This is a genomic window from Lentibacter sp. (assembly GCF_029254145.1).
Lineage (GTDB): Bacteria > Pseudomonadota > Alphaproteobacteria > Rhodobacterales > Rhodobacteraceae > Lentibacter.
The window spans coordinates 14,592-38,643 of record NZ_JAQWYD010000057.1; the positions used below are offsets into that span (position 1 = coordinate 14,592).

23 protein-coding genes and 2 pseudogenes are annotated in these 24,052 nt (G+C 56.9%); 10 read left to right on the forward strand and 15 right to left on the reverse strand.

Annotation, left to right across the window (positions count from 1 at the left end):
* Positions 1-26: 26 nt before the first annotated feature.
* From P8O11_RS06550 to P8O11_RS06580, 7 genes and pseudogenes are all read right to left on the reverse strand, one after another.
* Positions 27-623, reverse strand: a complete 597-nt coding sequence (locus P8O11_RS06550) for a pyridoxamine 5'-phosphate oxidase family protein (RefSeq protein WP_300292941.1) — start codon at positions 621-623, stop codon at positions 27-29.
* Positions 624-858: 235 nt separating this feature from the next.
* Entirely contained in the window at positions 859-1,149 is a 291-nt protein-coding gene (locus tag P8O11_RS06555; protein ID WP_300292943.1) for a 4a-hydroxytetrahydrobiopterin dehydratase, read from the reverse strand.
* The gene (locus P8O11_RS06560) at positions 1,146-2,327 is read right to left on the reverse strand and encodes a GNAT family N-acetyltransferase (RefSeq protein WP_300292945.1); all 1,182 of its coding nucleotides are present in this window, start codon (positions 2,325-2,327) and stop codon (positions 1,146-1,148) included. Before P8O11_RS06560 ends, P8O11_RS06555 begins: the two co-directional genes overlap by 4 nt.
* A gap of 34 nt (positions 2,328-2,361) precedes the next feature.
* Positions 2,362-3,126, reverse strand: coding sequence for a glycerophosphodiester phosphodiesterase family protein (locus P8O11_RS06565; protein WP_300292947.1), 765 nt, complete (start codon positions 3,124-3,126; stop codon positions 2,362-2,364).
* Entirely contained in the window at positions 3,126-3,590 is a 465-nt protein-coding gene (locus P8O11_RS06570) for a RidA family protein (protein WP_300292949.1), read from the reverse strand. The genes P8O11_RS06565 and P8O11_RS06570 overlap by 1 nt, the downstream gene beginning before the upstream one ends.
* A 79-nt stretch (positions 3,591-3,669) precedes the next feature.
* A pseudogene (locus tag P8O11_RS06575) lies at positions 3,670-4,941 on the reverse strand (HlyD family type I secretion periplasmic adaptor subunit).
* A 56-nt stretch (positions 4,942-4,997) separates the two neighbouring features.
* Positions 4,998-6,737 (reverse strand): annotated as a pseudogene (locus tag P8O11_RS06580) (type I secretion system permease/ATPase).
* A 175-nt stretch (positions 6,738-6,912) separates the two neighbouring features.
* On the opposite strand from P8O11_RS06580, the gene P8O11_RS06585 reads away from it, so the two are divergent.
* From P8O11_RS06585 to P8O11_RS06595, 3 genes are read left to right on the forward strand one after another with little or no spacing between them, the layout of a single operon-like run.
* A complete protein-coding gene (locus P8O11_RS06585) occupies positions 6,913-7,665 on the forward strand; it encodes a VacJ family lipoprotein (protein WP_300292951.1) in 753 nt (250 codons plus the stop codon).
* A gap of 11 nt (positions 7,666-7,676) precedes the next feature.
* Positions 7,677-8,273, forward strand: a complete 597-nt coding sequence (locus tag P8O11_RS06590) for a phospholipid-binding protein MlaC (RefSeq protein WP_300293037.1) — start codon at positions 7,677-7,679, stop codon at positions 8,271-8,273.
* 48 nt (positions 8,274-8,321) lie between these two features.
* Positions 8,322-9,497 carry a lytic murein transglycosylase gene (locus tag P8O11_RS06595; RefSeq protein WP_300292953.1) on the forward strand — a complete coding sequence of 392 codons (1,176 nt, stop codon included), beginning with the start codon at positions 8,322-8,324 and terminating at the stop codon, positions 9,495-9,497.
* On the opposite strand, the gene P8O11_RS06600 is transcribed toward P8O11_RS06595, so the two are convergent.
* The 3 genes from P8O11_RS06600 to P8O11_RS06610 are packed head-to-tail and all read right to left on the reverse strand — an operon-like array spanning position 9,494 to position 12,287.
* Positions 9,494-10,849, reverse strand: a complete 1,356-nt coding sequence (locus P8O11_RS06600; protein WP_300292955.1) for an aspartate aminotransferase family protein — start codon at positions 10,847-10,849, stop codon at positions 9,494-9,496. The genes P8O11_RS06595 and P8O11_RS06600 overlap by 4 nt on opposite strands.
* A complete protein-coding gene (locus P8O11_RS06605) occupies positions 10,846-11,508 on the reverse strand; it encodes an HAD-IA family hydrolase (protein ID WP_300292958.1) in 663 nt (220 codons plus the stop codon). Before P8O11_RS06605 ends, P8O11_RS06600 begins: the two co-directional genes overlap by 4 nt.
* Complete coding sequence (locus tag P8O11_RS06610) at positions 11,505-12,287, reverse strand: IclR family transcriptional regulator (protein ID WP_300292961.1); 783 nt, start codon at positions 12,285-12,287, stop codon at positions 11,505-11,507. Before P8O11_RS06610 ends, P8O11_RS06605 begins: the two co-directional genes overlap by 4 nt.
* A 156-nt stretch (positions 12,288-12,443) precedes the next feature.
* Here P8O11_RS06610 and P8O11_RS06615 point away from each other — a divergent pair, with 156 nt between their 5' ends.
* From P8O11_RS06615 to recO, 7 genes are read left to right on the forward strand one after another with little or no spacing between them, the layout of a single operon-like run.
* A complete protein-coding gene (locus P8O11_RS06615; protein ID WP_300292964.1) occupies positions 12,444-13,385 on the forward strand; it encodes a tripartite tricarboxylate transporter substrate-binding protein in 942 nt (313 codons plus the stop codon).
* A 60-nt stretch (positions 13,386-13,445) separates the two neighbouring features.
* Complete coding sequence (locus P8O11_RS06620; RefSeq protein ID WP_300292966.1) at positions 13,446-13,985, forward strand: tripartite tricarboxylate transporter TctB family protein; 540 nt, start codon at positions 13,446-13,448, stop codon at positions 13,983-13,985.
* A gap of 7 nt (positions 13,986-13,992) precedes the next feature.
* Entirely contained in the window at positions 13,993-15,621 is a 1,629-nt protein-coding gene (locus tag P8O11_RS06625; protein ID WP_300292968.1) for a tripartite tricarboxylate transporter permease, read from the forward strand.
* Positions 15,594-16,961, forward strand: a complete 1,368-nt coding sequence (locus P8O11_RS06630) for an aldehyde dehydrogenase family protein (RefSeq protein ID WP_300293038.1) — start codon at positions 15,594-15,596, stop codon at positions 16,959-16,961. Before P8O11_RS06625 ends, P8O11_RS06630 begins: the two co-directional genes overlap by 28 nt.
* Entirely contained in the window at positions 16,958-17,893 is a 936-nt protein-coding gene (locus P8O11_RS06635; protein ID WP_300292970.1) for a phosphotransferase, read from the forward strand. The genes P8O11_RS06630 and P8O11_RS06635 overlap by 4 nt, the downstream gene beginning before the upstream one ends.
* Before the next feature lies 1 nt (position 17,894).
* Positions 17,895-19,130, forward strand: coding sequence for a Tm-1-like ATP-binding domain-containing protein (locus P8O11_RS06640; protein ID WP_300292972.1), 1,236 nt, complete (start codon positions 17,895-17,897; stop codon positions 19,128-19,130).
* 10 nt (positions 19,131-19,140) lie between these two features.
* Entirely contained in the window at positions 19,141-19,875 is a 735-nt protein-coding gene (gene recO / locus P8O11_RS06645) for a DNA repair protein RecO (RefSeq protein ID WP_300292974.1), read from the forward strand.
* Here the strand turns inward: recO and P8O11_RS06650 are convergent.
* From P8O11_RS06650 to P8O11_RS06670, 5 genes are read right to left on the reverse strand one after another with little or no spacing between them, the layout of a single operon-like run.
* Positions 19,862-20,263 carry an META domain-containing protein gene (locus P8O11_RS06650; RefSeq protein ID WP_300292976.1) on the reverse strand — a complete coding sequence of 134 codons (402 nt, stop codon included), beginning with the start codon at positions 20,261-20,263 and terminating at the stop codon, positions 19,862-19,864. The genes recO and P8O11_RS06650 overlap by 14 nt on opposite strands.
* Before the next feature lie 5 nt (positions 20,264-20,268).
* A complete protein-coding gene (locus P8O11_RS06655; RefSeq protein ID WP_300292978.1) occupies positions 20,269-20,799 on the reverse strand; it encodes a TetR/AcrR family transcriptional regulator in 531 nt (176 codons plus the stop codon).
* A 47-nt stretch (positions 20,800-20,846) separates the two neighbouring features.
* Positions 20,847-21,410 (reverse strand): DUF3726 domain-containing protein, encoded by a 564-nt coding sequence (locus tag P8O11_RS06660; RefSeq protein ID WP_300292980.1) that lies wholly within the window; start codon positions 21,408-21,410, stop codon positions 20,847-20,849.
* Positions 21,407-23,074, reverse strand: a complete 1,668-nt coding sequence (locus P8O11_RS06665; RefSeq protein ID WP_300292982.1) for a hypothetical protein — start codon at positions 23,072-23,074, stop codon at positions 21,407-21,409. Before P8O11_RS06665 ends, P8O11_RS06660 begins: the two co-directional genes overlap by 4 nt.
* Complete coding sequence (locus tag P8O11_RS06670; RefSeq protein ID WP_300292984.1) at positions 23,071-24,048, reverse strand: membrane dipeptidase; 978 nt, start codon at positions 24,046-24,048, stop codon at positions 23,071-23,073. The genes P8O11_RS06665 and P8O11_RS06670 overlap by 4 nt, the downstream gene beginning before the upstream one ends.
* Between the last annotated feature and the right edge of the window lie 4 nt (positions 24,049-24,052).

Consider the following 24,052-nt stretch of genomic DNA (forward strand, 5'->3'; position numbering starts at 1 on the left):
ACCCCAGATGCCCATTGAGGCACCCTTTAATACAAAGTTTCCTTGTAGCGCTGTTCTGAATAGGATTGCTCCGTCGAAGTAACTGCCATTTTAGAGTGATCCTGAACGACTTGGTACATTGAAGCGATTGGACGTTCTTTGGGCCAAGTCTCTGGCTGCCACAGACCCGCCCGCATAGGCGCTTTCCCGCAATGAATGAAAATCTCGTTTGCTGTGATGCGTAATACAGTCTTTGGGCTGCGACCATTTATCTGAAAACCATCGCAAAGTTCAGGATCATCGCAGATTTCGGCGCGGCCATTCACTCTCAATGTTTCGGTTACAGACGGGATCATAAAGAAGGTGGCGACGTTAGGATGCGCCAAGATGTTCAATAATCCGTCGATACGATTGTTTCCCGGTCGATCAGGTATCAGTAGAGTCGTTTCCGATTCAATTCTCGCAAAACCGGCAGGATCGCCTTTGGGTGATACATCGAGATTTTTGCCATCGGACGTTGCGAGAACAAGAAAAGTGGCGTGTTCAATGAACTGTCTGCAATGACAGTCGAAATGTGAGATGATCTTTGCTTCAGCATGTGGTGAAGCTTCTCCGTAGATCTTTCTGAGCTTCTCGGGGGTCATCGCACATATCCTAACCAGATGACTGCTAGATACCAAATTGGTCACCATACGAAAAGCCAACTCTTGCCCCCCGGAACAATCCGTGGGTGGAACCCGAACTGAAAGACGACATTCGTGCGCTCTGCAGCATGCGTCTTTTTGGGCTTTGACCTGTCGTTCGCTGCACCAGCATCAACCACTCTCAAAACGACTGATTGTTGAACATTTCGTCAAACTTTACTTAGAAGCTCCCCCTTCACAAACTGTCCATCTTTCGTGCGAGCTTGGCGTCAAGTGAGCTGAGGCCGCCTGCGTCGTGGGTTGTGAGGGTGACGGTGACGCGGTTGTAGACATTGCTCCATTCTGGGTGGTGGTTCCACTTTTCGGACCAGAGGGCGGCCTGCGTCATCCAGCCGAGGGCCTCGGCGAAATCTTTGAACTTGTATGTTTTTGTGATGGCGTCGCGGGAGGTGTCCTGCGCCCAGCCGTTTTCAAACAGGGGCGCGAGGAGTTGTTCGCGGGCTGTGTCACTGAGAACTTCTATCAATCTTGTTCCTCCCTTTTGTCGGATTTGAACGGGCCATAGCCTGTCAGTATTTCGATTTCTTCGCCAATCGCGCGGCGCTCTGACACGAGATATTGCTCAACTGCGTGTGAAAAGCCCTCGTCAGCGAGCCAGTGCAGCGAGTGGCAGGTTGTGGGCAGATACCCGCGCGCCAACTTGTGTTCGCCTTGCGCACCCGCTTCGACACGAGGCAGGCCCAGCTCAATGGCGGCCTCGATGGCTTGATAGTAGCACAGCTCGAAATGCAAGCAGCGGTGATCTTCGACACAGCCCCAGTAGCGGCCGAAAAGCGCCTGCTCGCCTATAAAGTTGAGCGCCCCGGCGATGGGTGTGCCGTCACGCTCGGCCAATATCAGGATCATGTCGTCGCGCAGGGTCTCTTGAGCGATATCGAAAAATTCGCGGGTCAGGTAGGGCGTGCCCCATTTGCGACGGCCTGTATCTTGATAGAATTGCCAGAAGGCGTCCCAATGTTCGGGTTTGATCTGATCGCCTGTGAGGCGACGGATGGTTCCGCCAAAGTCTTGCGCCTCGGCGCGCTCGCGGCGGATGTTCTTGCGCTTGCGTGCGGTCAGGGTTGTGAGGAAGTCTGAAAAGGTTTCAAAACCGTGGTTTTCCCAGTGAAACTGCTGGGTGGTCCTGCGCAGAAGGCCCATGGCGGCGCCTGCTATCGCTTCATCTTCTGTGCAGAAGGTCACATGCAGCGAACTGACGCCTTGCTCTGCGGCGACTTGGATCGCGCCTTGGACGAGGGCGGGCATGGCAACCGTTTCAAAGCCCTCGCGTGCGAGGAAGCGCGGGCCTGTGGCAGGCGTGAAGGGCACGGCGATTTGGAACTTTGGGTAATACTGCCCACCTGCGCGGGTGAAGGCATCGGCCCAGTTGAAATCAAAGATATATTCGCCTTGCGAGTGTGATTTGCCGTAGAGCGGCGCGCAGCCGATGATCTGGCCGCCTTGGTGCACCGTGAGATAGAGCGGCTGCCATCCTGTGCCAGGACCGACCGAGCCGCTTTCTTCGAGTGCTAGAAGGAAGCGATGTGTTGTGAACGGGTCACGGGGGCGCGGACCGAGGGCATGGGCGCAGGCATCCCAATCGGCTTGCGGGATGTCGCGCAAGCTGGGATTGAGCCTGATTTCAATTTGCGCGTCACTGTCCATCTTGGCCTCAATATTGTTGCAGACAGGCGCGCTTTCAAGCGGGCAAGTAGCCTTCGAACGTGACGTTATCGGCGATTTGGCACGCGGCTTGCTCTTCTGTACTGGAGCGTATGGTCCAGCAGAGAATTGGCACGTTTTGGGCTTTAAGGGTTGTCACAGGGGCACTTCTTAAATCGCTGGCCTGATGACTTATGAAGCTTGAACCCGTGCGATTAAAATCGGGGATTGGGACAAGCTCGACGAGGCGGGCCTTGGGGATTGTGGGCCAGTCTTCGGGGAGATAGTCACATGTTGTGAGGCCCCGCGGGATATGGGGCGCGAGGGCGGCGAGGGCTGCAACGGAATGGGGATTGAACGACATCAATGCGACATCGCCGCTGTAGCCTGCGAGGGCATTGATGGTGGCATCTTCGAGGGGGCCGACATTGGGGCCAAGAGCGCCATCCTGATCCTTTAGCTCGATCAGAAGCGGCACGCGGCCTGCGACAAGAGCGAGCGTCTCAGACAGTGCCGGGATACCTTCAACGCCGCCTGTGAGGGGGATCTCGCCAAGCGCGGCGGCTGTGCGCTGTGCGACTGCGCCTTTTTCGCTCGTCAGGCGTTCAAGCGAATAGTCATGGAACACCATCGCGATGCCGTCTTGAGAGAGTTGCAAGTCCAGCTCGATCCCATAGCCGCGGGCAATAGCGGCCTCAAAGGAGGCGAGGCTGTTCTCCGGGACGCCATTTGACAGGCTATGCAGGCCCCGATGGGCAATCGGAGCCTGAAGGAAGCTTTGGGGCAACGCAGATTTTTGCATTATTTGATCTCGAAGATGCCTTCGATTTCTACTGCGACGCCGAGGGGCAAAGAGACTGCCGAAACGGCTGAGCGTGCGTGGCGGCCGATGTCGCCGAGTGCTTCGACCATGAAATCGGAGGCGCCATTGATCACCTTGGGCTGCTCTGTATAGTCGGCTGTCGAGTTTACAAAACCGACAAGTTTGACAACCCGCATAAGGCGGTCCAGATCACCGTCGCAGGCAGCTTTGAGCTGTGCGAGAAGGCTGAGCGCACAGGTGCGCGCCGCGGCGGCGCCTTCTTCTGTTGTCATGTTGTCACCAAGCTTGCCGACAATAAGGCCGTCTTCTCCATTGGAAATCTGGCCTGAGACATAGACTGTGTTGCCTGTCACGACGAAGGGCACATAGTTGGCTGCGGGCGCTGGGGCAGCAGGCAGGGTGATACCCATCTCATTGAGGCTTTGTTCTAGTTTGCTGCTCATCTCGTGTCTCCTGAATTTGGCGAGTCGGGGTGAGGCTAGCGGGAAATGCGCCGCGCCGATACGGCAAAAGCGACTTGTCTTATTCGCGGAAGGCCTGCTCGAAATAATCCCAGAGCGGTTTGATGAGATAGTCCATCGGACTACGCTCAGAAGTGAGGATGAAGGCTTCGGCGGGCATGCCTGGGATAAGCACGGCACCCTCGGGAAGCTTGGTAAACTCGCCTGTATTGAGAGCAATTTCTGCGCGGTAATAGGATGTCCCGTGGGCCTCATCAATGAAGGCATCGGCAGATACGGTGACGACTTGGCCTTAGAGCTCTGGCGTACGGCGCTGATCAAGGGCTGAGAAGCGCAAGTTTACGCTTTGGCCTGCGTAGACTTTATCAATATGAATAACGGGGACTTGAGCCGCGATCACGAGGGGGCGGTCTTGTGGGACGACATAGAGAACGGGCTCAGCCGCGCGGATGACGGCGCGTGGGGTGTTGACGGTGAGGCCATAGACAATACCTGAAGCTGGCGCTTGGATGGCGAGGCGGGACCGCCGCTTGGAAAGACGCTGGCGGCGCTCTCTCAGTTCAAGCTCTTGCACGCGCAAATCGCGCAGCTGGCTGATAGCCTCCTCCCGCAGGGAGCTGGTGAGCTTCAGACTTTCAATATCAAGTTCGGTGGTGCGGCCTTCGGCTTGGGCTTTGCCAGCGCGCAACTCGCCGACTTGTCCCAAGAGGCGCGCTTCTTCTCGGCGCAGTGCGAGCACACGGGAGGCTTGCGCGAGGCCGCGTTCCAGCAGGCTGTTTTGGGCCTCCAGCTCTTCGCTGATCAGGGCTATTTGCTGAACGAGAGCTTCTGTTTGAGCCTCTATGCCACGGACCTGATCGAGGATTTGCTCACGGCGTTTTGCAAGTTGTTCACGCTCGCGGGTGACGCTTTCAGCGCGGGCATCAAAAAGGCGTGTCTGACCATCCATCAGCTCAGCGATTTCGGCTGAGGTTTTGGCGAGCTGGCCAAGCTCTGGATCGAATGTGAGGGCGGCAGATGTATCCCGTTCGGCCTCAAGGCGCGCACGGCGGGCCATCAGTTCGAACAGCTGACTTTGCACGATTGTGAACTCTGAGCCAAGCGAGGCGCTGTCGAGCTTGATGAGGGTTTGACCTGCAGACACTCTCTCGCCTTCCTTGACCAAAATCTCGGCCACAATGCCACCGTCGAGATGCTGAACGATCTGGCGGTTTTGTTCGACTTCGACGCGTCCTGATGCGACGATGGCTCCCGCGAGAGAGCTGAAAATGGACCAGCTGCCGAAGCCGCCGACGAGCAGCATTAGTGCGAACAGACCGACAAAAACAGGCATGCGTGCTGGCCAAGTACGGTTGATCTCGGTGCGGGCTGCTTGGGCTCGGGTATTGCTCATACGGCGCCTCCACTTTCGCCTTTGGTGGCTTGCTTGGTGATTTCGGAGTGGTTCTGGACCATACGGCGCAAAACCTCCTCCTTGGGACCAAAGCTGAGAACACGGCCTTCTTCGAGCATCAGGAGGATGTCGCACTGCTCGATTGCTGCCGGTCGATGGGCCATGATCAGGACGGACTTACCTTCTTTGCGGAAGGTTGAAATGGCCCGATTGAGCGCTTGGCTGCCGTCATTGTCGAGGTTGGAGTTCGGCTCATCAAGGATCAATATAACGGGGTCTCCGTACATGGCACGCGCCAAGCCGATCCGCTGGATCTGTCCGCCTGACAACCGTCCGCCGTTTGCCGAAACTTTGGTGTCATACCCGTCAGGCAAAGCGACGATCATTGCATGAGCATCCGCTCGTTGCGCAGCTTTTACAACCGCGGCGGCATCAGGCGCCAGTGAAAGGCGGGTAATGTTTTCGGCTATCGTCCCTTCAAAGAGCTCGACGCGCTGGGGCAGATATCCGATGAGGTCGCCCAGAATGGCGGGGTCGTATTGATCAAGGGCCGCGCCATCGAGGCGGATTTTGCCACCTGCTGGACGCCATGCGCCAGTGAGTGCGCGGGCAAGGGATGATTTGCCTGCACCTGATTTGCCGATCACGCCGATCGCTTGGCCGGGCTTGACCGTGAAGTTAACCACCTTGAGCGACGCCTGAGCTTCACCGGGAGGCACAACCGTGACTTGGATCACTTCCAAAAGAGCATTCGGGCGCGGAAGGGGCATGCGCGAAGGCTCTGGGGGAACGTCTGATAGCAATTGTGCCAAGACTTGCCATCCCTTGCGTGCGCGGGCGAAAAGTGGCCAATGGCCAATGGCCAATGCTCATCTCAATCGGAGCGAGAGCGCGGCCCATCAGGATGGAACCCGCGATCATCGCACCTGGCGTGAGCTGATTTTGCAGCACGAGGTATGCGCCGAGGCCAAGCATGGCGGACTGGAGCAAGAGGCGAAAGGCTTTGCCTGACGTTGTGAACACTCCGCTCAGATCCGCTGCGGTCATATGCTCTGACAGAGAGGCCGTGCGGGCCTTTTGCCAGCGCGCGAATGCAGATGCGCGCATCCCCATTGCTTCGATCATTTCGGCTTCGGAGCGGATCTGCTCAGACAAAATTTCGGCATGGGCGACCGCGCTGTTGGCACGGTTTAGCGAACGGCGTGTGGCCAAGAGATTTGTAAGGGTGAGTACGATCAGAAGGGCACCGCCGAAAATGGCGAGATAGCCTAACCATGGGTGGAACAGGAATATCCCAAAGAGGAAAAGCGGCGCGAAGGGCATGTCAAAGAGGGCCATGAGCGCGGGGGAGGTGAGCAGGCGTTGCACTGCTTCCAGATCGCGCAGGGCCAAGGCCGTTTCGTCCTGATGGCCGAGGGCATTTTTGCGCATAACGGCGTCAAAGACACGCTTGTCGAGGCGCGCCTGAAAACGCGCGCCATGATCCGCCCGCGGGCATAATCAAGCAGGCCCATCATCGTATATAGGAAGACCACAAGGGCGGTGAGCGCGAGGAGTGTAGCGACGGAGCGCGAGCCAAGAACGCCGTCATAGACCTGCAGCATATAGAGCGGGCCCGTGAGCATCAGCAGGTTTACAAAGGCACTGAATACGCCCGCGGCCCAAAAAAGAGCACGCGACTCACGCCGTACCGCGCGCAACTCTTCAAAGCCGAACTGGTTACTGGTTACTTTCATGCGCACTTCATAGGCATAAACCCTTATGGAATCCTCAAATCACGCGTGTTATTGCGCATTTGAGGCGTTGGCCTGTTTCCAAACTGCCACATATTCGCAATAACACAGTTGACTGGTTGGGCTCAGGGCTCGGATGTCATAGATGGGTAAGATGGATTTGAGTGGGGAGGTTGTGTTGCAAAAGGGATTTTTGAAACCTGTTGCACTGATTGCCGTGATGGGGTTGGCTGCCGCCTGCACAAAGCGGGATGCGGGGCTGGACCCGTCCGCTGTATTTGACCCCTATGTTGAGACCAATCGCAACAACCATGAATTCAACAGAGCTGTGGATCGTGCACTCGTACGACCTGCGAGCAAGGGCTATGTGAGCATTGTGCCCAGGCCTGTGCAAAGTGGCGTCAGCAATTTCTCTTCCAACCTGTCGCTTCCGGGAACGATCGTGAACAACGTGCTCCAAGGGCGCATTGGTGAGGCTGGACAAAACACGCTGCGCTTTGCCTTGAATACCACGCTTGGGATTGGCGGGATTTTTGACCCATCATCAGAATTCAAGCTTTACCGTGCGAAAGCGGACTTCGGCGAGACGCTGGCTGTCTGGGGTGTGGGCGAAGGCGCTTATGTTGAGCTGCCGCTGATTGGCCCTGCAACAGAGCGGGACGCAGTTGGACGGATTGTGGACCTGTTCACCAATCCTTTGACCTACATGGTTCCAGCGCCCGAAAGTTACTATGGCACGGGAGCTTCTGTGGCGGCACGCCTTGGCGACCGTGGAACTTTTGGAGACACGATCGATTCTGTTCTCTATGACAGCGCCGACAGCTACGCGCAGGCGCAAACGATTTACTTGCAAAACCGTCGGTTTGAATTGGGCCAAGCGGCCCCAGAAGCCGAGCTTGACCCCTTTGATCTGAACACAGAAGGTTTCTGATTATGCGTTTTATGACACGTCGTCACTCGATCAAACTGATGGCTGCGACTGTGGCCAGCTTTGTTCTGACACCCCTGTCAGCACAGGCGTTTTCTAAGGATGAAGCGCGCAGCTTGGTGGATAAGCTCGTGGGCGAGATCAACTCTGTGATCGGGTCGGGCAAATCCGAAGGTGCGATGTACAAAGATTTCGAGCGTATTTTCGCACGTTATTCAGATACCGCTTATATTGCGGCCTATACATTGGGTAATGACGGGCGCAGCGCCACTGCTGCGCAAAAGCGGGCTTATTCTGAAGCATTCGAGACCTATGTGGCGCGTAAGTATGGCCGTCGCTTCCGTGAGTTTATCGGCGGGCGTCTTGAAGTTACAGGCGTGAAGCAGGTCAAGAAATGGTATGAGGTGAGCGCTGTCGCTTACCTGAAGGGGCAGTCGCCCTTTGAAGTGACGTTTCTTGTTTCTGACCGTTCTGGTGGGAACAAATTCTTCAATCTCTACATCGAGGGCATCAACATGCTCCTGACGGAACGAACAGAGATTGGCTCAATGCTGGACAAGCGCCGTGGTGATATTGATGCGCTGGTCGCCGATTTGAAGAACGCCGGGTAGGGGCTTTCCCAGCGCTGGGATGCCTATTTTTATGAGTTTGAGGGTTACATGCGCAAGTTTCTCAAGGCAGCTTTGTTGGCGCTAGTACTGGCTTTTCCACAGAGTGTTGTTGCGAAATGTGGTGACAGCTTTGCTGATTTTGTCTCGGACATAAAGAAAGACGCGCGTGCCAAGGGCTATGATGCGGCGTTGGTTGACAGCTTTTTTGCCAACGTACGGGTTGATCGAAAAGTGCTGAAAGCGGACCGTGCACAGGGGGTCTTTCAGCTCGACTTTACCAGCTTTGCCCGCAGACTTATTTCAAATGAACGGCGCAACAAAGGCGTGATGAATGCCAAGCGCTATGATCGCATTTTTGACCGTGTGGAGCGTGAATATGGTGTGAGTCGCGGCGTTCTGCTGGCGTTTTGGGCGTTTGAAACGGATTACGGCTCGTATCAAGGGAATTTCAACACGCTCAATGCGCTGATGACACTCAGCCATGACTGCCGCCGGCCAGAGCTTTTCCGTCCGCAAGTTTTTGCGGCGCTCGAACTCTACAAGCATGGCGACTTTAGCCCGACCAAAACGACAGGGGCTTGGGCGGGAGAGATTGGCATGGTGCAGATGCTGCCTCAGGATATTATCGACAATGGTGTCGATGGTGACGGAGATGGGCATGTCTTGCTCAAAACATCTGCTGCGGATGCGCTTCTGAGCGGAGCCAAGATGCTCAAGCATCTGGGCTGGCGCGCGGGCGAGCCTTGGTTGCAAGAAGTGGTCGTGCCTGAGGAAATGGATTGGTCAAAGTCCGGGCTGCGCACGCAACTGAAGGCATCTGACTGGGCAAAGATGGGCGTCAAGCCACGCGGTGGAAAGCTGGCGGGACACTTGCCCGCTTCGCTCATTCTACCGCAGGGCCGCAAGGGACCAGCCTTTCTCGCTTATCCCAACTTTCGCGTTTATTTTGAGTGGAACCAGAGCTTCACCTATGTGCTCACAGCGGCATATTTTGCCAATCGTTTTTGCGGCGCGCCCGTTTTTGATGCGGGCCAGCCCGAGCGCGGGCTTGCAGGGGGCGATTTGAAAATTCTGCAAGAAAAGCTGGCGCGCAAAGGTTATGATGTGGGTAAGATTGACGGGATATTGGGCGCTGGTACGCGCGCGGCCGTACAGGATATGCAAAGAAAGCTTGGGCTCCCGGCTGATGCGTGGCCCACGCACCAGCTTCTCAACAGGCTTTAACTTGCGGCGGCAAAGCCTGCATCGAGCGCTGTTAGGATTGTCTGTACATCGGCAGATGTGAGCACGAGGGGGGGGGAGAGGATCACGTTTGGCCCTGAGACTCGCACCATCGCTCCGTTTTGATATGTGACCTCTTGCAGCGTGCCGATGGGCCCTTTGCCAATCGGAGCTTTGCTGGCGCGGTCTGACACCAACTCCAGCGCGCACATTAGACCATGCCCCCCGCGCACATCGCCGATCATCTCGTATTTGTCTTGTAGGGCTTGCAAGCCACTGAAAAGTTGGGCCCCGCGTGCGGCGGCGTTTTGGTTGACCTTGAGGCGCTTTGTTTCGGCGAGACAAGCCAGCGCAGCAGCTGCGCCAACAGGATGGCCTGAATAGGTATAGCCATGACCGATGGCGGCCTTGCCGGTTTTGTCTTCCTCAAAGACCTGCACGACGTCGTCAGCGATCATCACGGCGCCGAAGGGGAAGTAACCGTTTGTTATGGCCTTGGCGGTGCACATAAAGTCTGGTTTGACGCCCCAGTGACGGCTGCCCGACCATGAACCAGTACGGCCAAAAGCGGTGATCACCTCATCGGCAATGAGGAGAATACCGTTGCGTGTGCAGATATCGCGCACGCCTGGCATGAAGCTTTTGTGGGGAGGAATGACCCCGCCAGCGCCAAGGACAGGCTCCATTATGAAAGCGGCGATTGTACCTGCGCCTTGGAAGGCGATTTCATCTTCAAGGGCTTGCAGGCAGAGCTGCGCAAGCTTTTCTGGATCTGTCTCATTGAACGGATTGCGATAGGGATAGGGTGCGGGAATATGGAAGCAGCCCGCCATGAGCGGCTCATAAGCGGTCCGAAAATTGGCGTTGCCATTGACGGAGGCGCCGCCGAAGTGTGTTCCGTGATATCCCTTCTTGAGGCTGAGGTACTTGGTGCGCGCGGGCTCGCCTTTGACCTTATGATACTGGCGCGCGAGGCGCAGGGCGGTTTCGACTGAATCTGAACCGCCTGATGTATAAAAGGCGCGCGTCAGACCGTCAGGCTCAAAGAAATCGCGCAGTTCTTCGGACAGCTCAATCACTGCGTCGTTGGTCGTGCCACGAAAGGTGGAATAATAGGGGAGCTGCTCAAGCTGGGCTGTAATGGCGTCTTTGATTGGTTGGCATGAGAAGCCAAGGTTGACATTCCAGAGCCCGCCGACCCCATCAACGACTTTGTGGCCGTCGACATCAATGATGCTGACGCCTTCTGCGCCGGTTACGATTGTGGGTGGATTTGCGAGGCTGTCGGCGGGGTGCGCCATGGGGTGCCAGAGTGAGCGGGCGTTCTTTTCCTTCAGGAAATTGCTGTCTTTCACGGGTCTGTCCTTTCAAGATCAAGGAGGCGCAGAGCCTCTGCATAGCTTTGAGAAGGGGCCATCACGTCAAAATGCACAGATGGCAGGCCTAGGGCCTCTGCCCCTTTAATGTTGCGGAGCTGGTCATCGACAAAGACGCAGTCGGCGGCGGGTAGGCCAAGCGCTTGCAGGACCAGCTCATAGGCGCGGGCGTCGGGCTTGAGGATGCCTGTGTAGGTCGCGTCGACGATCACCTCGAAGTCTTTGAGGAAGGGCAGCTTCTCGCGGAAGTCTGCACCGTAGAAGAGATCAAGCTCGTTGGAGAGGATTGCGAGGCGAACGCCTGCAGCCTTGCAGGCGGCGATGGTGGTGCGAAATTCGGGGCGTATGACGGCGTCAGGCTCAGCCCCGCGCGCGGCACGCACGAAATCACTCATCTCGCTCCAGTTCTGGCCTGTGAGCTTGCCAACTTCAGCGGTGCGGCTTTTCCAATAGTCGCGCTCCGATATTTCGTCAGCCTGCATTGCGCGCCAGAGGGGGTCGGCTTCGGGCGCGAAGGGCCCTTGCCATGTGAGCGAGCCAGTGGGTAGGCCGAGCGCCTTTTCACTCAGATCATGAGTTTCAAACAGCGTACGGGAAATGACGCCGCCAAAGTCGAGGATCAGCGCGCGTGTATTCATGCGGCGGGTTCTTTCTGGCGATAACTTGGAGGGAGAAAGCCGCCCATCAGCCGTGTCAGGCGTGGGCTTGCGTCCAGTAATGCTGTGCGGATGCGCATACGTGCCTCGGCGGACATGCGCGCCGAGGGCGCGGCGACTGCGACCGCACCGATGCAGGCCTGGCTTGCATCAAAGAGAGGTGCGGCGTGGGTATGCACATCTGTTTCAAAGGCGCTGATGGCCTCCGCGAAACCGTCACGACGAATGTCATCAAGTTTGGCCTTGATCAGTTTGCGGTCTGTGAGTGTGCCTGAGGAGAAGGCTTCTAGAGGGCGTTCCAGCGCGGCTTTGGCAAAGGACGGATCGGCGTAGGCCAGTACGACATGGCCCGAGCTTGTCGCATGAAGCGGCAATATTTCGGCGTCATCCATTGTGACTTGGAGGCCGTGTTGGTGGGCGTAGGCATAGGCGATCGTGCTCAGGACTTCACCATGGAGGAGCGAGACATGAGCGGTTTCGCCTGTGCGCATCGCGAGATCATCAGCCACGCTTTGGGCCAGATCGCGGCGCGGAACCGTTGCTTCGCGCAGGGCAGCGAGCCGTAGAAAGGCGGGCCCGAGGCGGTATTCGCGGCCAGAATTGGTCTGTTCAACGAATCCTTGGTTCTGAAGCTCGGTGAGCATCCGGTGTACCGTTGTCTTGTTCATACCTGTTAGGCGCGCCATTTCACTCAAGCCAATATGGCTCTGAGATCGGCTGAAATAATTCAGTAATGACAAGGCTTTGGAAACGGTTCCCATGGATTTCCTTCTGGCCGAAGAGGCCGGTGTGTATATTTGAAGACAGGCTACGCTTGCTTGGCTTTTTAAAGGTGTTGACAGACTCAGCACGGGTCTGTCAATCTGTTTTAGAACCAAGGGTTCAAATAATGAACCAGCACGATCAGGGAGATAACGATGCTAGGTAACAAGATTCTCGGCGGCGCTTTGGCGCTGACCATGGCCGCCATGGGCGGTGCAGCGATGGCTGAATATCCAGAAAAACCTGTGAGCTTTATTGTGCCTTGGCCTCCAGGTGATTTGGAGGATGTCCTGACACGGATGATTGCCGAAGACTTTCAGGCCGAGTACGGCGTTTCAGCGGCTGTTGTGAACAAGCCTGGCGGCGGCGGCGGGCCGTTCCCTGGTGCGATCGAGGTGGCGCAAGCGCCTGCGGATGGCTACACCATCGGCTCCTTCGTGATCGGGGTGCCTGTCGTAGGACACCAGATCGGGATTGACGAGCTCACACCAGAGAAGTTTGACCCGCTGGGTATTTTCCTCACCTATCCCTTTGTCATCGCGACAAGCAAGGACGCGCCTTACTCCAACATCGACGAGTTGGCTGCTTACGCAAAAGAAAACGATGTGGCGCTTGGGCACTTTGGCGACCCTCTGACACCCACGCAGGTGACCAAAGCAATGGCTGTCACAAAGGGTTTTGAGTGGGGCAGTGACGCTGCATTTGATGCGCTTGATTGCAACACGTTGGCCTCTGGAGATGCGGATGTGATCAACACCACACTGCAGCTGATCCTTCCATGTCTTGATGATGTGAAGGTGCTCGTCTCAATCACTGATGAGCGGATCAGTCTTGTTCCAGATGCGCCGACAGCTGGCGAAGTGGACCCCGAGATGAATATAGCGCTTTGGAACGGTTTGTTCGTTCATAAGGATACGCCTGCGGACGTCCGTGCGAAGATCATTGCTGTTGCTGAAAAAACAGTGATGAGCGAGCGGGCGCAAAACGTCGCCAAGGAAACTGGTGCGCTTGTGTATTGGCAGGGTGCTGATGATGCTGCGGCGCGTGTGGCGCGCAACATCGAAACCGTGGCCAAAATCCAAGGTCTCTTGGAATAAGTCGACAGCAACGGGCTGGGCGAAGATTTTGCCCAGCCTTTCTGTGTCTTGGGGATCGATATGAGCAAAGATCGCAGTGAAGAAATCCGCCGCTTTGATGGACCATTGAGAGGGCAGGCGTTGTTTGCGATTGTCTTTTTGGTGGCCTCTGCTTTGCTCTTGAGCCAACTGGGGAATGAGACCAAATGGGCCAAGGGCACGCAGTTTTTTGCTCAGCCGCGCTTCTGGCCTGCAGTTTCGGTGATAGGCATGGTGCTCTTTGGCGGACTGCATTTGTGGAAGCTGCCGCGCCGCGGGTTTGAGCGGGTCGATGTCGTCGAGTGGAAAATCTGGTTTTTCGCGATTGAGTATGTGATTTGGTTTTTGGCCTACGTGATGCTTGTACCCAAGCTTGGCTACTTGCCGATGACCATCGTTCTCATGCTTACGTTATGCTACCGCCTTGGCTACCGATCGCGCATGATGCTGGGTTCGGCTGTGTTGGTCGCGCTTGCTGTTGTCGTCGTGTTCAAATCTTTCCTCAGCGTCAAAATTCCGGGTGGGGCGATCTATGAATACCTGCCAGATGCTTTGCGCTCTTTCTTTATTCTGAATTTTTGAGGCGTTTATGGATCTGATACTTTCAAGCCTCGAAATTCTAGCGCGCTGGGATGTGATGATTGCGCTTTTGGTGGGCTCGATCGGTGGTGTGCTGATCGGGGCGATTCCGGGTGTGGGCCCCGCTGTTGCGATTGCAATATTGCTGCCTGCGACTTTCAGTCTGGACCCGATTGTGGGGCTCACGGTGCTCTTAGGGATCTATGGCTCGTCCATGTATGGTGGCTCGATCCCTGCGATCCTGATCAATACGCCGGGAACAGCGGTGAACGCGCTCACAACCTATGATGGCTACCCTATGACCACGCGAGGCGAGGCGCGGCGTGCCCTGAGTCTTGCATACTCCTCAAGCTTTTTTGGGGGTGTGTTCTCTGTCATCTGCCTTGTTTTGTTTGCCCCCGTGCTTGCCAAGATTGCGCCGATGTTTGGCAGCCGCGAGATATTTCTTGCTGCGCTCTTGGGCATCATTCTTGTTGTGGTCGCTCATCGGGGCCAAAGCCTTATTGCGGCGGCACTCGCTTGTTTTGGGATATTTCTGCACACGGTTGGCCTTGAGCCCGTGAAGTACTCCAAGCGGTTTACTTTTGAGCAGTCATGGCTCTCGTCTGGGGTTGATCTCATCGTCGTCGTCTTGGGCCTCTTCGCAATTTCGCAGGCCATTTTCCTGCTGCAAGGGCAGGACGAGAAAATTCGCATGACCAAACTGCGGGGCGGGTTGTTTCAAGGCATGCGAGAACTGGCGCGGCATCCACGAGTGGCCACGGCTTCCGCCAGCCTTGGCGTCTTGATGGGAATGATCCCGGGTGTTGGAGAATTTACGGCTCAGTTCCTCAGCTATACATATGCGCAGCGTACCTCAGAACGCCCTGATGACTTTGGTAAAGGCGCAAGTGAAGGCCTGATTGCTGCGGAGACTTCAAACAATGCAGTGCCTGCGGCGGCGATGGTTCCGCTTTTGGCACTTGGAATTCCGGGGGAGGCGCTGACGGCGATGATGCTGTCGGTGTTTTATGTGCACAATGTCGTGCCCGGTCCTCAGCTGTTCCAAAATGATATGGACTTTGTTGTAGCGCTTTATCTGGCGCTTCTGATCCTCAATGTGCTCGTGCTGATCTTTTTATTGTTTGCGACCAACCACCTCATCAAGGTTGTCAAAATCCCCAACCGTTTTTTGGGTGCTTCGATCCTGACACTGAGTTTTGTTGGTGTCTATAGCCTGCGCAATTCCTTCACCGACTGTCTCATTGCAGCGTGTTTTGGCATCTTTGGCTTTGTTTTGAAGCGCCTCAACTTGCCTGCTGTGCCGATCGTTCTTGGCATGGTGCTGGGCGGGATTATGGAAGTGAAACTGCGCGCGGGTATGGCGCGCGTTAAAACGCCTTTTGACTTTATCGACCGCCCCGTGGCGATGATCCTCTTTATTATGATCCTGGGAGTGCTGATCCTGCACTTTCGCTACGTGTGGCAGCAACGCAAATTGCTTAAGGAGGCCAAATGGCAAGCCAAGCACAAATCGACGAGCTTCGCCGCGCAGATGTCGCGCCGCAAAGACTATTTATTGATGGAACGTGGCAAGAGGCTTCGGGAGAAGCGCTCGAAGTATGCTCCCCGATTGACGGACAAAAACTCACCACGATAGAGCGCGCGAGCGCGGCCGATGTGGACCGTGCAGTGGCGGCGGCGCGGGGCGCCTTTGAAGATGGGCGCTGGCGCGATATGCCGCCCGCAGGCCGCAAAAAAGTTCTGCATAAGATTGCCGATCTTATTGAGCAATATGCTGTCGAACTCACCGTTCTGGGCGTGCGCGACAACGGGACAGAGTTTAACATGGCTCTCAAAGCTGAGGCGGGATCGGCGGCGGGAACCTTCCGCTATTATGCCGAGGCTTTGGACAAGATTTATGGCGAGGTGGCGCCGACCGCTCCAGACGTTTTGGGCCTAGTACATCACGCGTCTGTGGGCGTTGTGGGCGCGATTGTGCCTTGGAACTTCCCCTTGATGATCGGTGCATGGAAACTGGCGCCTGCACTTGCGATGGGGAACTCTGTGGTGCTGAAGCCCGCCGAAACGGCCTCGCTTTCGCTGCTCAGGCTTGCAGAAATCTGCGCCGAGGCAGGGCTGCCTGACGGTGTGCTCAACGTGGTCACAGGGCAGGGCTTTGTGACAGGTGAGGCGCTTGCGATGAGCATGGATGTGGATGTCTTGGTCTTTACAGGCTCTGGCGGCGTGGGGCGGCGCTTGCTGGAGTATTCAGCGCGCTCCAATCTCAAACGCGTCTATCTGGAGCTTGGGGGCAAGTCGCCCAATATCGTTTTTGCCGATGCGCCTGATCTTGCGAAAGCAGCCAAGGTTTCGGCGATGGGGGTTTTCCGCAATTCGGGGCAGGTCTGTGTGGCTGGTTCACGGCTTTTGGTTGAGCGCTCTGTGCATGACGACTTTGTCGCGCTGATGGCGGCGGAGGCCGAAAAGCTCAAGGTGGGAGACCCGCTTGATCTTGAAACACAGATCGGCGCGGTAAACTCCATCCCGCAGCTTGAGGGCAACCTTGGTTTTGTGGAAAAGGCGCTGGCGGAGGGCGCGGAGGCAGTCACTGGCGGCGGACGGATACTGCAGGAAACAGGCGGATACTATATGGCGCCTACGATCTTGACGGGCGTTGAGCGTGGGCACAATGTGTTTCAAAATGAGGTCTTTGGCCCCGTGCTATCAGTGACGGCTTTTGACAGTGATGATGAAGCTGTGAGCCTTGCCAACGGGACAGACTATGGCCTCTCGGCGGGTGTCTGGACCTCTAACCTAAGTCGTGCGCACCGAATGGTGCATGGTATTCGTGCGGGGATCGTTCATGTGAACACCTATGGTGGGTCGGACAATACTGTGCCGCTGGGTGGCGTGAAGCAGTCCGGCAATGGGCATGATAAATCACTTCATGCGATTGAAAAATATGTCGACCTGAAAACGGCTTGGATTCAGCTTTGAGTTTGGCGGGCGCGGCAAAAGCGGCTTTGGTTTGGGGGTTTGAAAACTCCCGGATCACGCTGGCTGCGGCGCGCGAGAATGTGGTTTACCGCCTGGACGCGGGCGAGATTTATGCGTTGCGCCTGCACCGTGTGGGCTATCGCAGCGCAGAAGAGCTGCGCCATGAACTTGAGTGGATTGGTGCGATGGCGGAGGCAGGTTTGCCTGTGCCGCGGCCTGTTGCCTTGCCATCGGGGGCGCTTGTCACCGAGGTTGAAGGCCAACTTGTGAGTGTGGTCACTTGGCTCGGCGGCGCGCCGCTTGGCGCGCCTGGCGAAATGAAAAATGTGCGTGACAGGCCTGCGTTTTGCCGAAAGCTCGGCGTAGCAATGGCGGCGTTGCATGAAGCGTGCGATGCGTGGCCGCCGGCGAAGGGCTTTGCCCGTCCTGCGTGGGACCGCGCGGGGCTTTTGGGGGATGCGCCGTTATGGGGGAGATTTTGGGAGCATCCTGATTTGAACGCAGCCGAACGCGACTTGCTGATGGCTGCGCGTGCGCAGGCCGACAAGGCCTTGGCTACGCTTGAGGGTGCGCTTGACTACGGTCTCATTCATGCGGACCTCGTGGGGCAAAATGTCATGTGGGACGGGGCCAATGTGGGCCTGATTGATTTCGATGACGGGGGCTACGGCTTTCGTGTTTTTGAGCTCGCGACATTTCTTTTGCGGTATATGGATGCGCCTGATTACCCCGAATTGCGCGCGGCTCTTTGTGAGGGATACGGGGTGCGCGCAGCGATTGATCCGCAAGAGTTGGATCTATTCTTGATGCTGCGCGCCTTTACTTATCCGGGCTGGTTTATGGACCGCAGGGATGAGCCAAACACGGCTGCGCGTGCGGCGCGGGCCAATGCAACTGCGCTCAAGCTGGCGCAAGCGTTTATGGAGAGATGAGATGAGCCAAGACAAAACGATCCTTATTGTAGGCACGTATGACACCAAAGATGATGAGCTTGGCTATCTGGCAAGTGTGATCCTTGCGCAAGGTGGACGCGTGGCCACGATGGATGTGAGCGTTTTGGGCGAGCCTTCAAAGCCGACAGATTATTCCAAGCATGAGGTGGCCGAAGCGGGCGGAAGCTCCATTAACGCCGCGATTGACGGGGGTGACGAAAACATTGCGATGCAGATCATGGCGGATGGCGCGTCGGCGCTTGCCCTTAAACTTTATCGCGAGGGAAAATTCGACGGTGTGATAGTGCTGGGCGGCTCTATGGGCACTGATCTTGCGCTTGATCTTTGCGCGGCGCTTCCGTTGGGAGTCCCGAAGTATGTTGTTTCGACAGTCTCGTTCTCTGCGATGCTGCCGCCTGAGCGGCTTGCGCCTGATATTCAGATGATCCTTTGGGGCGGCGGGCTTTACGGGCTGAACTCTGTCTGCAAGTCGTCGCTCAGCCAAGCTGCTGGTGCTGTCCTTGGGGCAGCGCGGGCTGTGGAGGCGCCGAACTGGGACAAGCCGCTGATTGGCATGACGTCTTTTGGCAAGACCGTACTGCGCTATATGGTGGCTCTTAAGCCTGCGCTTGAAGAGCGCGGGTTCGAAGTGGCTGTGTTTCACGCGACCGGGATGGGTGGGCGTGCCTTTGAAGGGCTGGCCGCTGAGGGCGCTTTTGCCGCTGCTATGGACTTTGCACCGCAGGAAGTGACCAACCACCATTTTGGCTCAAACATCACCGCTGGTGCGGACCGTATGACCAACGCGGGGCGCAAAGGTATTCCTCAGATGATTGCGCCAGGCTGTTATGATCTTGTTGATTTTGTCGGCTGGCAAGAGCCGCCTGCAAGGCTGGCTGGATATGAAACGCATGCGCACAACCGCTTGCTCAGTTCGGCGATGATCTCTGCACAAGATCGTGGCGAAGTGGCTCAAGTTATCTGCGGAAAGCTTGCGCAAGCGACAGGCACAACTGAGGTTTTTCTGCCGCTTCAAGGCTGCAACGAGTGGGATCGTGAGGGGGCTCCTTTGCATGATGCCGAAGGCCTGAAGCTTTTCATGGACGCGATGCGCCAGCATATGCCAGCCAACGTTTCGGCGCAGGAGCTGGACTGTCATATCAATGATGCTGATTTTGCCGAAGCTGTGTTGGCTACCTTTGATAAATGGCTCGCAGAGGGCGTTGTGACGCGCTAATCTTGCGCTCATGGAATGGCGTGACACTGGAATTTTGCTGGCCGTGCGGCCTCATGGCGAAAGTAGCGCCATTCTTGACGTGCTCACGCCTGAGCGCGGGTTACATGCGGGTGTTGTGCGTGGTGGCGCAAGCCGCAAGATGGCCCCGATTTTACAGCCAGGTGCGCAGCTTGACCTGATGTGGCGCGCACGGCTCGAAGAGCATATCGGCAGTTTTACAGCAGAGCTCATGCGCTCGCGCTCGGCACAGGTGCTGGGCTCGCGTCTCGCTCTGGCGGGGCTCAATACCGTCACCGCTTTGCTGCGCTATGCTTTGCCTGAGCGGGAGGTACATTTGCCGCTCTACCAGCGCACCGAGGCTTTAATGGACCTGCTTGGGCAGGACGATATCTGGCCACTGGCCTACCTCAAATGGGAGGTGGCGTTGCTGGAAGAGCTTGGCTTCGGGCTTGATCTGAGCTGTTGCGCCGTGACCGGCGCGACGGAAGGCTTGGCCTTTGTTTCTCCCAAGACGGGGCGTGCCGTAACGGCGGACGGTGCGGGCGCATGGGCAAGCAAGCTTCTAGAGCTACCGCCTGTGCTGTTGGGAGAAGGTGATGCAGAGGACGAGGACGTGGCGGCAGGCCTGAGGCTGACTGGGTATTTTCTAGCCGAGCATCTTGCACCAGAGCTGGGAACAAAGCCGCTTCCTGATGCGCGCGCGCGGTTTGTGAACGTGTTTGAACGCCGGATCACTCGGCCTTAAAGACCATCTCCCGGCCCTTGTCATTGCTGAGCAAGAGCGTGTCGCCCAAAACTTCAGACAGGGTCATTTCTACAAGAGCGGCAAAGAAGAGGTTTTCAGGGGCCAAATCAGGGCAGGCCATTTTGGTTGCGCCGATTTGGCTTGCATCAAACCACGGGTAGGGCAAATTCATTGTGCCAAAGTAGCGATTGCAAGGCGCTGTGCCCGCAAGCTTGCCTTTATCTGGGAAGCTGAGTGTTGCGCGGGCTGGGAAGGCGGCGCCGTCGATTTCTTGCAAGAGCCATATTTTTGCAGCTCCGCCATAGGCGCGAACTGTTTCGTCAGCTTGGCAGGCGGGGAGTGTTGCCAGTGTGGTGCAGAAAGTGAGGGCGAAGAGGGCGCGCTTCATCCGCTTCACCTCAGTGCCAAGATCAAGTCGACAAGGGTATTCAGCGTGGATTTTGATGTGGCTTGGGCGCTTTTCGGCAGCAGCTGCTGTCCAATCGCTGCTGCATAGAGTGCTTGAGCGATGTCGGGGTTGCTGACGCCCGCGCGTTTGAGGAGCGCGGCGAGGTACTTCTGTCTTGCGTTGTCGATTTCGGCAAGTGCTTGGGCGACGGGCGGGGCAGATTGTGCCCAAGCCCGTATGGCCGGCGTCATGCCCGAAGGGTCTGCCACAAGGAGAACGAATTTTTGCAGCGCTGTATGTGGAGAACTCTGGATTTCTATTTCTGCGATGAGCCCTGTCAGGGCCTCGTCTTCCCAATGCGCAAGCATATGTTTGTGAAAGGCGGGCACATCACGGAAGTGCCAGTAGAACGAACCTTTGGTTGTGTTGAGTGCACGCGCGAGAGGCTCGGCTTTCAGGGCCGAAGGGCCATTGGCTTGAAGCGCTGAAAAGCCAGCGCTGATCCAGTCTTGCTTGCTGAGGCGTGCTTGGGTCATGGCTTGAAGGTACGTGAGCGTATGGTCGCTCGCAAGAGATTTACGACTTAGGTGTTGCCGTCGTTGCCAGCTCCTGCGCCCTTTGCGCGGCTGGCCTCTGTTTCGGGGGCGTAGGTTCGCTGACAGAAGGCATCAAGTGCCGCATATGTATCGCGGGAGCAGGTGGCGCGCCAAACCAGATCTGCGCTTGGCGCTGTTGCGGATTGAAGGCTCAGATCGCTATCCTGTGCGGCGGGATGGATGACATGCAGTCCGCCATCGAGTGTTGCGAGCCCCTTAAAGACTGTGCCTTGCAGGAGGAGGGCTGTGCCTTGAGCTTCTGCAAGGGGGCTCAGAAAAGGGAGCAGCAACATTGGTGTGTGACACGTCGCCAAGGAGGGCGATGCGCCATCGACCAATTGGCATCCCAGTTTGATCGGGCAGGAGCTGTCGTGTGTTTCTCCCGCCTCGCGCGCGGTGAGATATGTGAGAAGTGCCTCTGCCCCTGCGAGGCCTGCGGCGGACAAGCGACGCACCGCTTGGCCTGCTTCTTCCGCCTCGCCGAAAGAAAACCCTGCGCCGCGCGCAGCTTTGCGGCAGTGACTTTCGATTTCGCCCATAGAATAGCTCATGGCGTGGCTCCGTAGACCCAAGTGTCTCCTTGCTCTTCTACAAGCTCATTTGGGTAGGGAGCGCCGCGGAACATGTTGATGCGAACCCAGCGGTCTGAGCGGGGATCAAAATGTGTCGCTCCAAAGAAGCTCAGCTTGGCACGTAGCATGTCGATCGGCTTCATGCTGGCGCTGATAGTATTGTCCCGAATTTCTCCATAGGGGTGGCTCGGAGCCATCTGTACGCGGCGGATAATATGCCGATGTTCGGGGTGGGCAGCGAGAAAGGCGGCCACAGTTTTGTGCTTGGTATCCTCGAGAGTGGCGAACAGAAGGCTGGCGTCTCGCCCTGGTGCGAGGGGTTGTTCATAGGGCTCTAGGGGCTCCTCAAAGCGTTCGCCAAGGCGCGGCTCAAGCTTGGCTTCAGAGACATACCATAGCCGTGCAGAGGCCTCATGGCTTTGCCAATCGGTGGCGAGAGCCCAAGCGTAATGTTCTTGGATGAGGGCTTTCAAGTCGGAGAGCGGCATCGCGCCGTCGATCCGAAAGAGCGCATGTTCATCGGCTTGCATGCAGGCTCCAAGGCCTTCTAGCAGCGCGCCTTGTGGCTCCATGAGGAGCGAAACCAGCAACTCTTGGCCTTCTTCCGAAAGTGCGCTTTCGGACCATAAATAAAGGGCATTCCACGGCTGCGGGGCTGTGCCTGTAAAGTCGATCAGCTTGGCTTGCAGAGCGGCGATGTCTTTGCGTAGAGCGGCGAGCTTGGCCTGCTGGATCGGATGATCGGAGTGCCAGAGTGCAACAGAGCCGCATGCCTTTTCAAATGCGGCTTTGAAGGCGCTGATGTCGGTGACACTCGCATTTGGGAGCACGCGGATTTTGGCGAGGGCGTATTCGCGCGCCGTGATCCAGTTGTTCAAAAGGCGCGGGTGATTGACGAGGAAAGGGGCCATGCCGAGGCCTGTTGAATTGCCTATCCCAAGGCTGCGGCGCAGGCTGGACTTGAGCGGCACAGCTTGTTGGGGCGCTTTCAGCGCGGCCATATGCTCGACCAGATCGGCAACAAAGGCGCGGGTGAGATAGACCGAGAGCATCTCGACCTGAAAGGGCGCTTCAAACTCGGGGCGCTCGGCCACGAAGGCGCGATCGGATGCGCCGAATTTGCCAGAGCCGTAGACTGCAGTTGTGCGCATGAGGTAGCCGACTTTGGCAAGCTCGGCGGCATCGGGCTGTAAGCCTTTGGCGAGGCAGTCGACGACATAATCCCAGAGCCGTGCGGAACGGTTGGCCCGAGACAGCGAAAGCTCTTTGTTGCTAACTCGCCCTGCTTCTTGCAGTGGCACATTGGCGCGCAATCGCTCAATATCATCGGGGGTCGGGGTGCCGTCAAAGAGCGTGAAGGTTGCATCCCATGCGGTTGCGATCACGCGGTCAGAGCGCATCTCATCGGGTAGGTCATGAGCAAAAGCAATGAGAGAATAGGACCGTTCAGGGCCTTGGGCCGTATAGACCGCGACTCCTTCGCCGCGTGAGTTGATGTCAAAGCGCGGGCGGCTGATCTGCCAGTTTTCGCGTGCCAGACGGCGCAGAAGCTGGCGCATGAAGGATAGGCGGCACTGGTGCAGGCTGCCCAAGCGCGACAGCGTCATAACTTGCTCGGGCGGGCGCATCACCAGCTCCGTCATGGCTTTGATCCGAAGTTGAGCTCATAAAAGCGCAACCAGTTGTCGCCCATGACCCCTTCAATTTCTGGCTGGGAGAAGCCAACATCTGCGAGGCCTTGCGCGATGTTTTCAAAGTCGCGGTTGTCTTGATACCAATCGGGCATGGGGGGGAAACCCGGAGCTGCAGCAGAGCCCTCGCCATAGTCGATCTCTTTGGTCCAGCGACCCACGCGCATCCACTCAACGACGGAGTCAGGCTGATCTTGGCAGAGGTCCGATCCGATGCCGAGATGTTCGGCGCCGAACTTTTCCGCGGTGTCGGCGATCATTTGGCAGAAGCTTGACAATGTGCATGCCGATTTGTCTTTGAGGTGGTGAGGGTAGAGCGAGAAGCCAAGCATGCCGCCATTGGAGGTGACAGCGCGGATCACCTCGTCACGTTTGTTGCGTAGGGCAGGCTGCCAAGCGTGCGGGTTGGCATGGGTGATGGCGATGGGCCGTTCGGAAAAGTCCGCGGCTTCAATGGTTGAACGATCAGCGGAGTGGGACATATCGACGACCAACCCCACGCGGTTCATTTCGCGCACCACTTGTTTGCCCATACGTGTCAGGCCGGTGTCTTCATCCTCGTAGCAGCCTGTCGCGAGGAGCGATTGGTTGTTGTAGGTTAGTTGCATGAAGCGCGCGCCGAGATCGTGTAGGATTTCGACGAGGCCGATATCATCCTCTATGGGTGAGGGGTTTTGAAAGCCGAAGAAGATCGCCGTCCGACCTGTTTCATGTGCATGGCGTACGTCGGCCGCAGACCGCCCCTTCACGATAAGATCAGGGAACTGCTCAAGCCAACGGTTCCATTGCTCCATATTAAGCACGGTTTCACGGAAATTCTCGTGATAGGCGATCGTAACATGCACCGCATCTAGGCCGCCTTCACGCATTTGGCGAAAGATTTTCTCAGACCAGTTGGCGTATTGGAGGTTGTCGATGCGATACATGGAT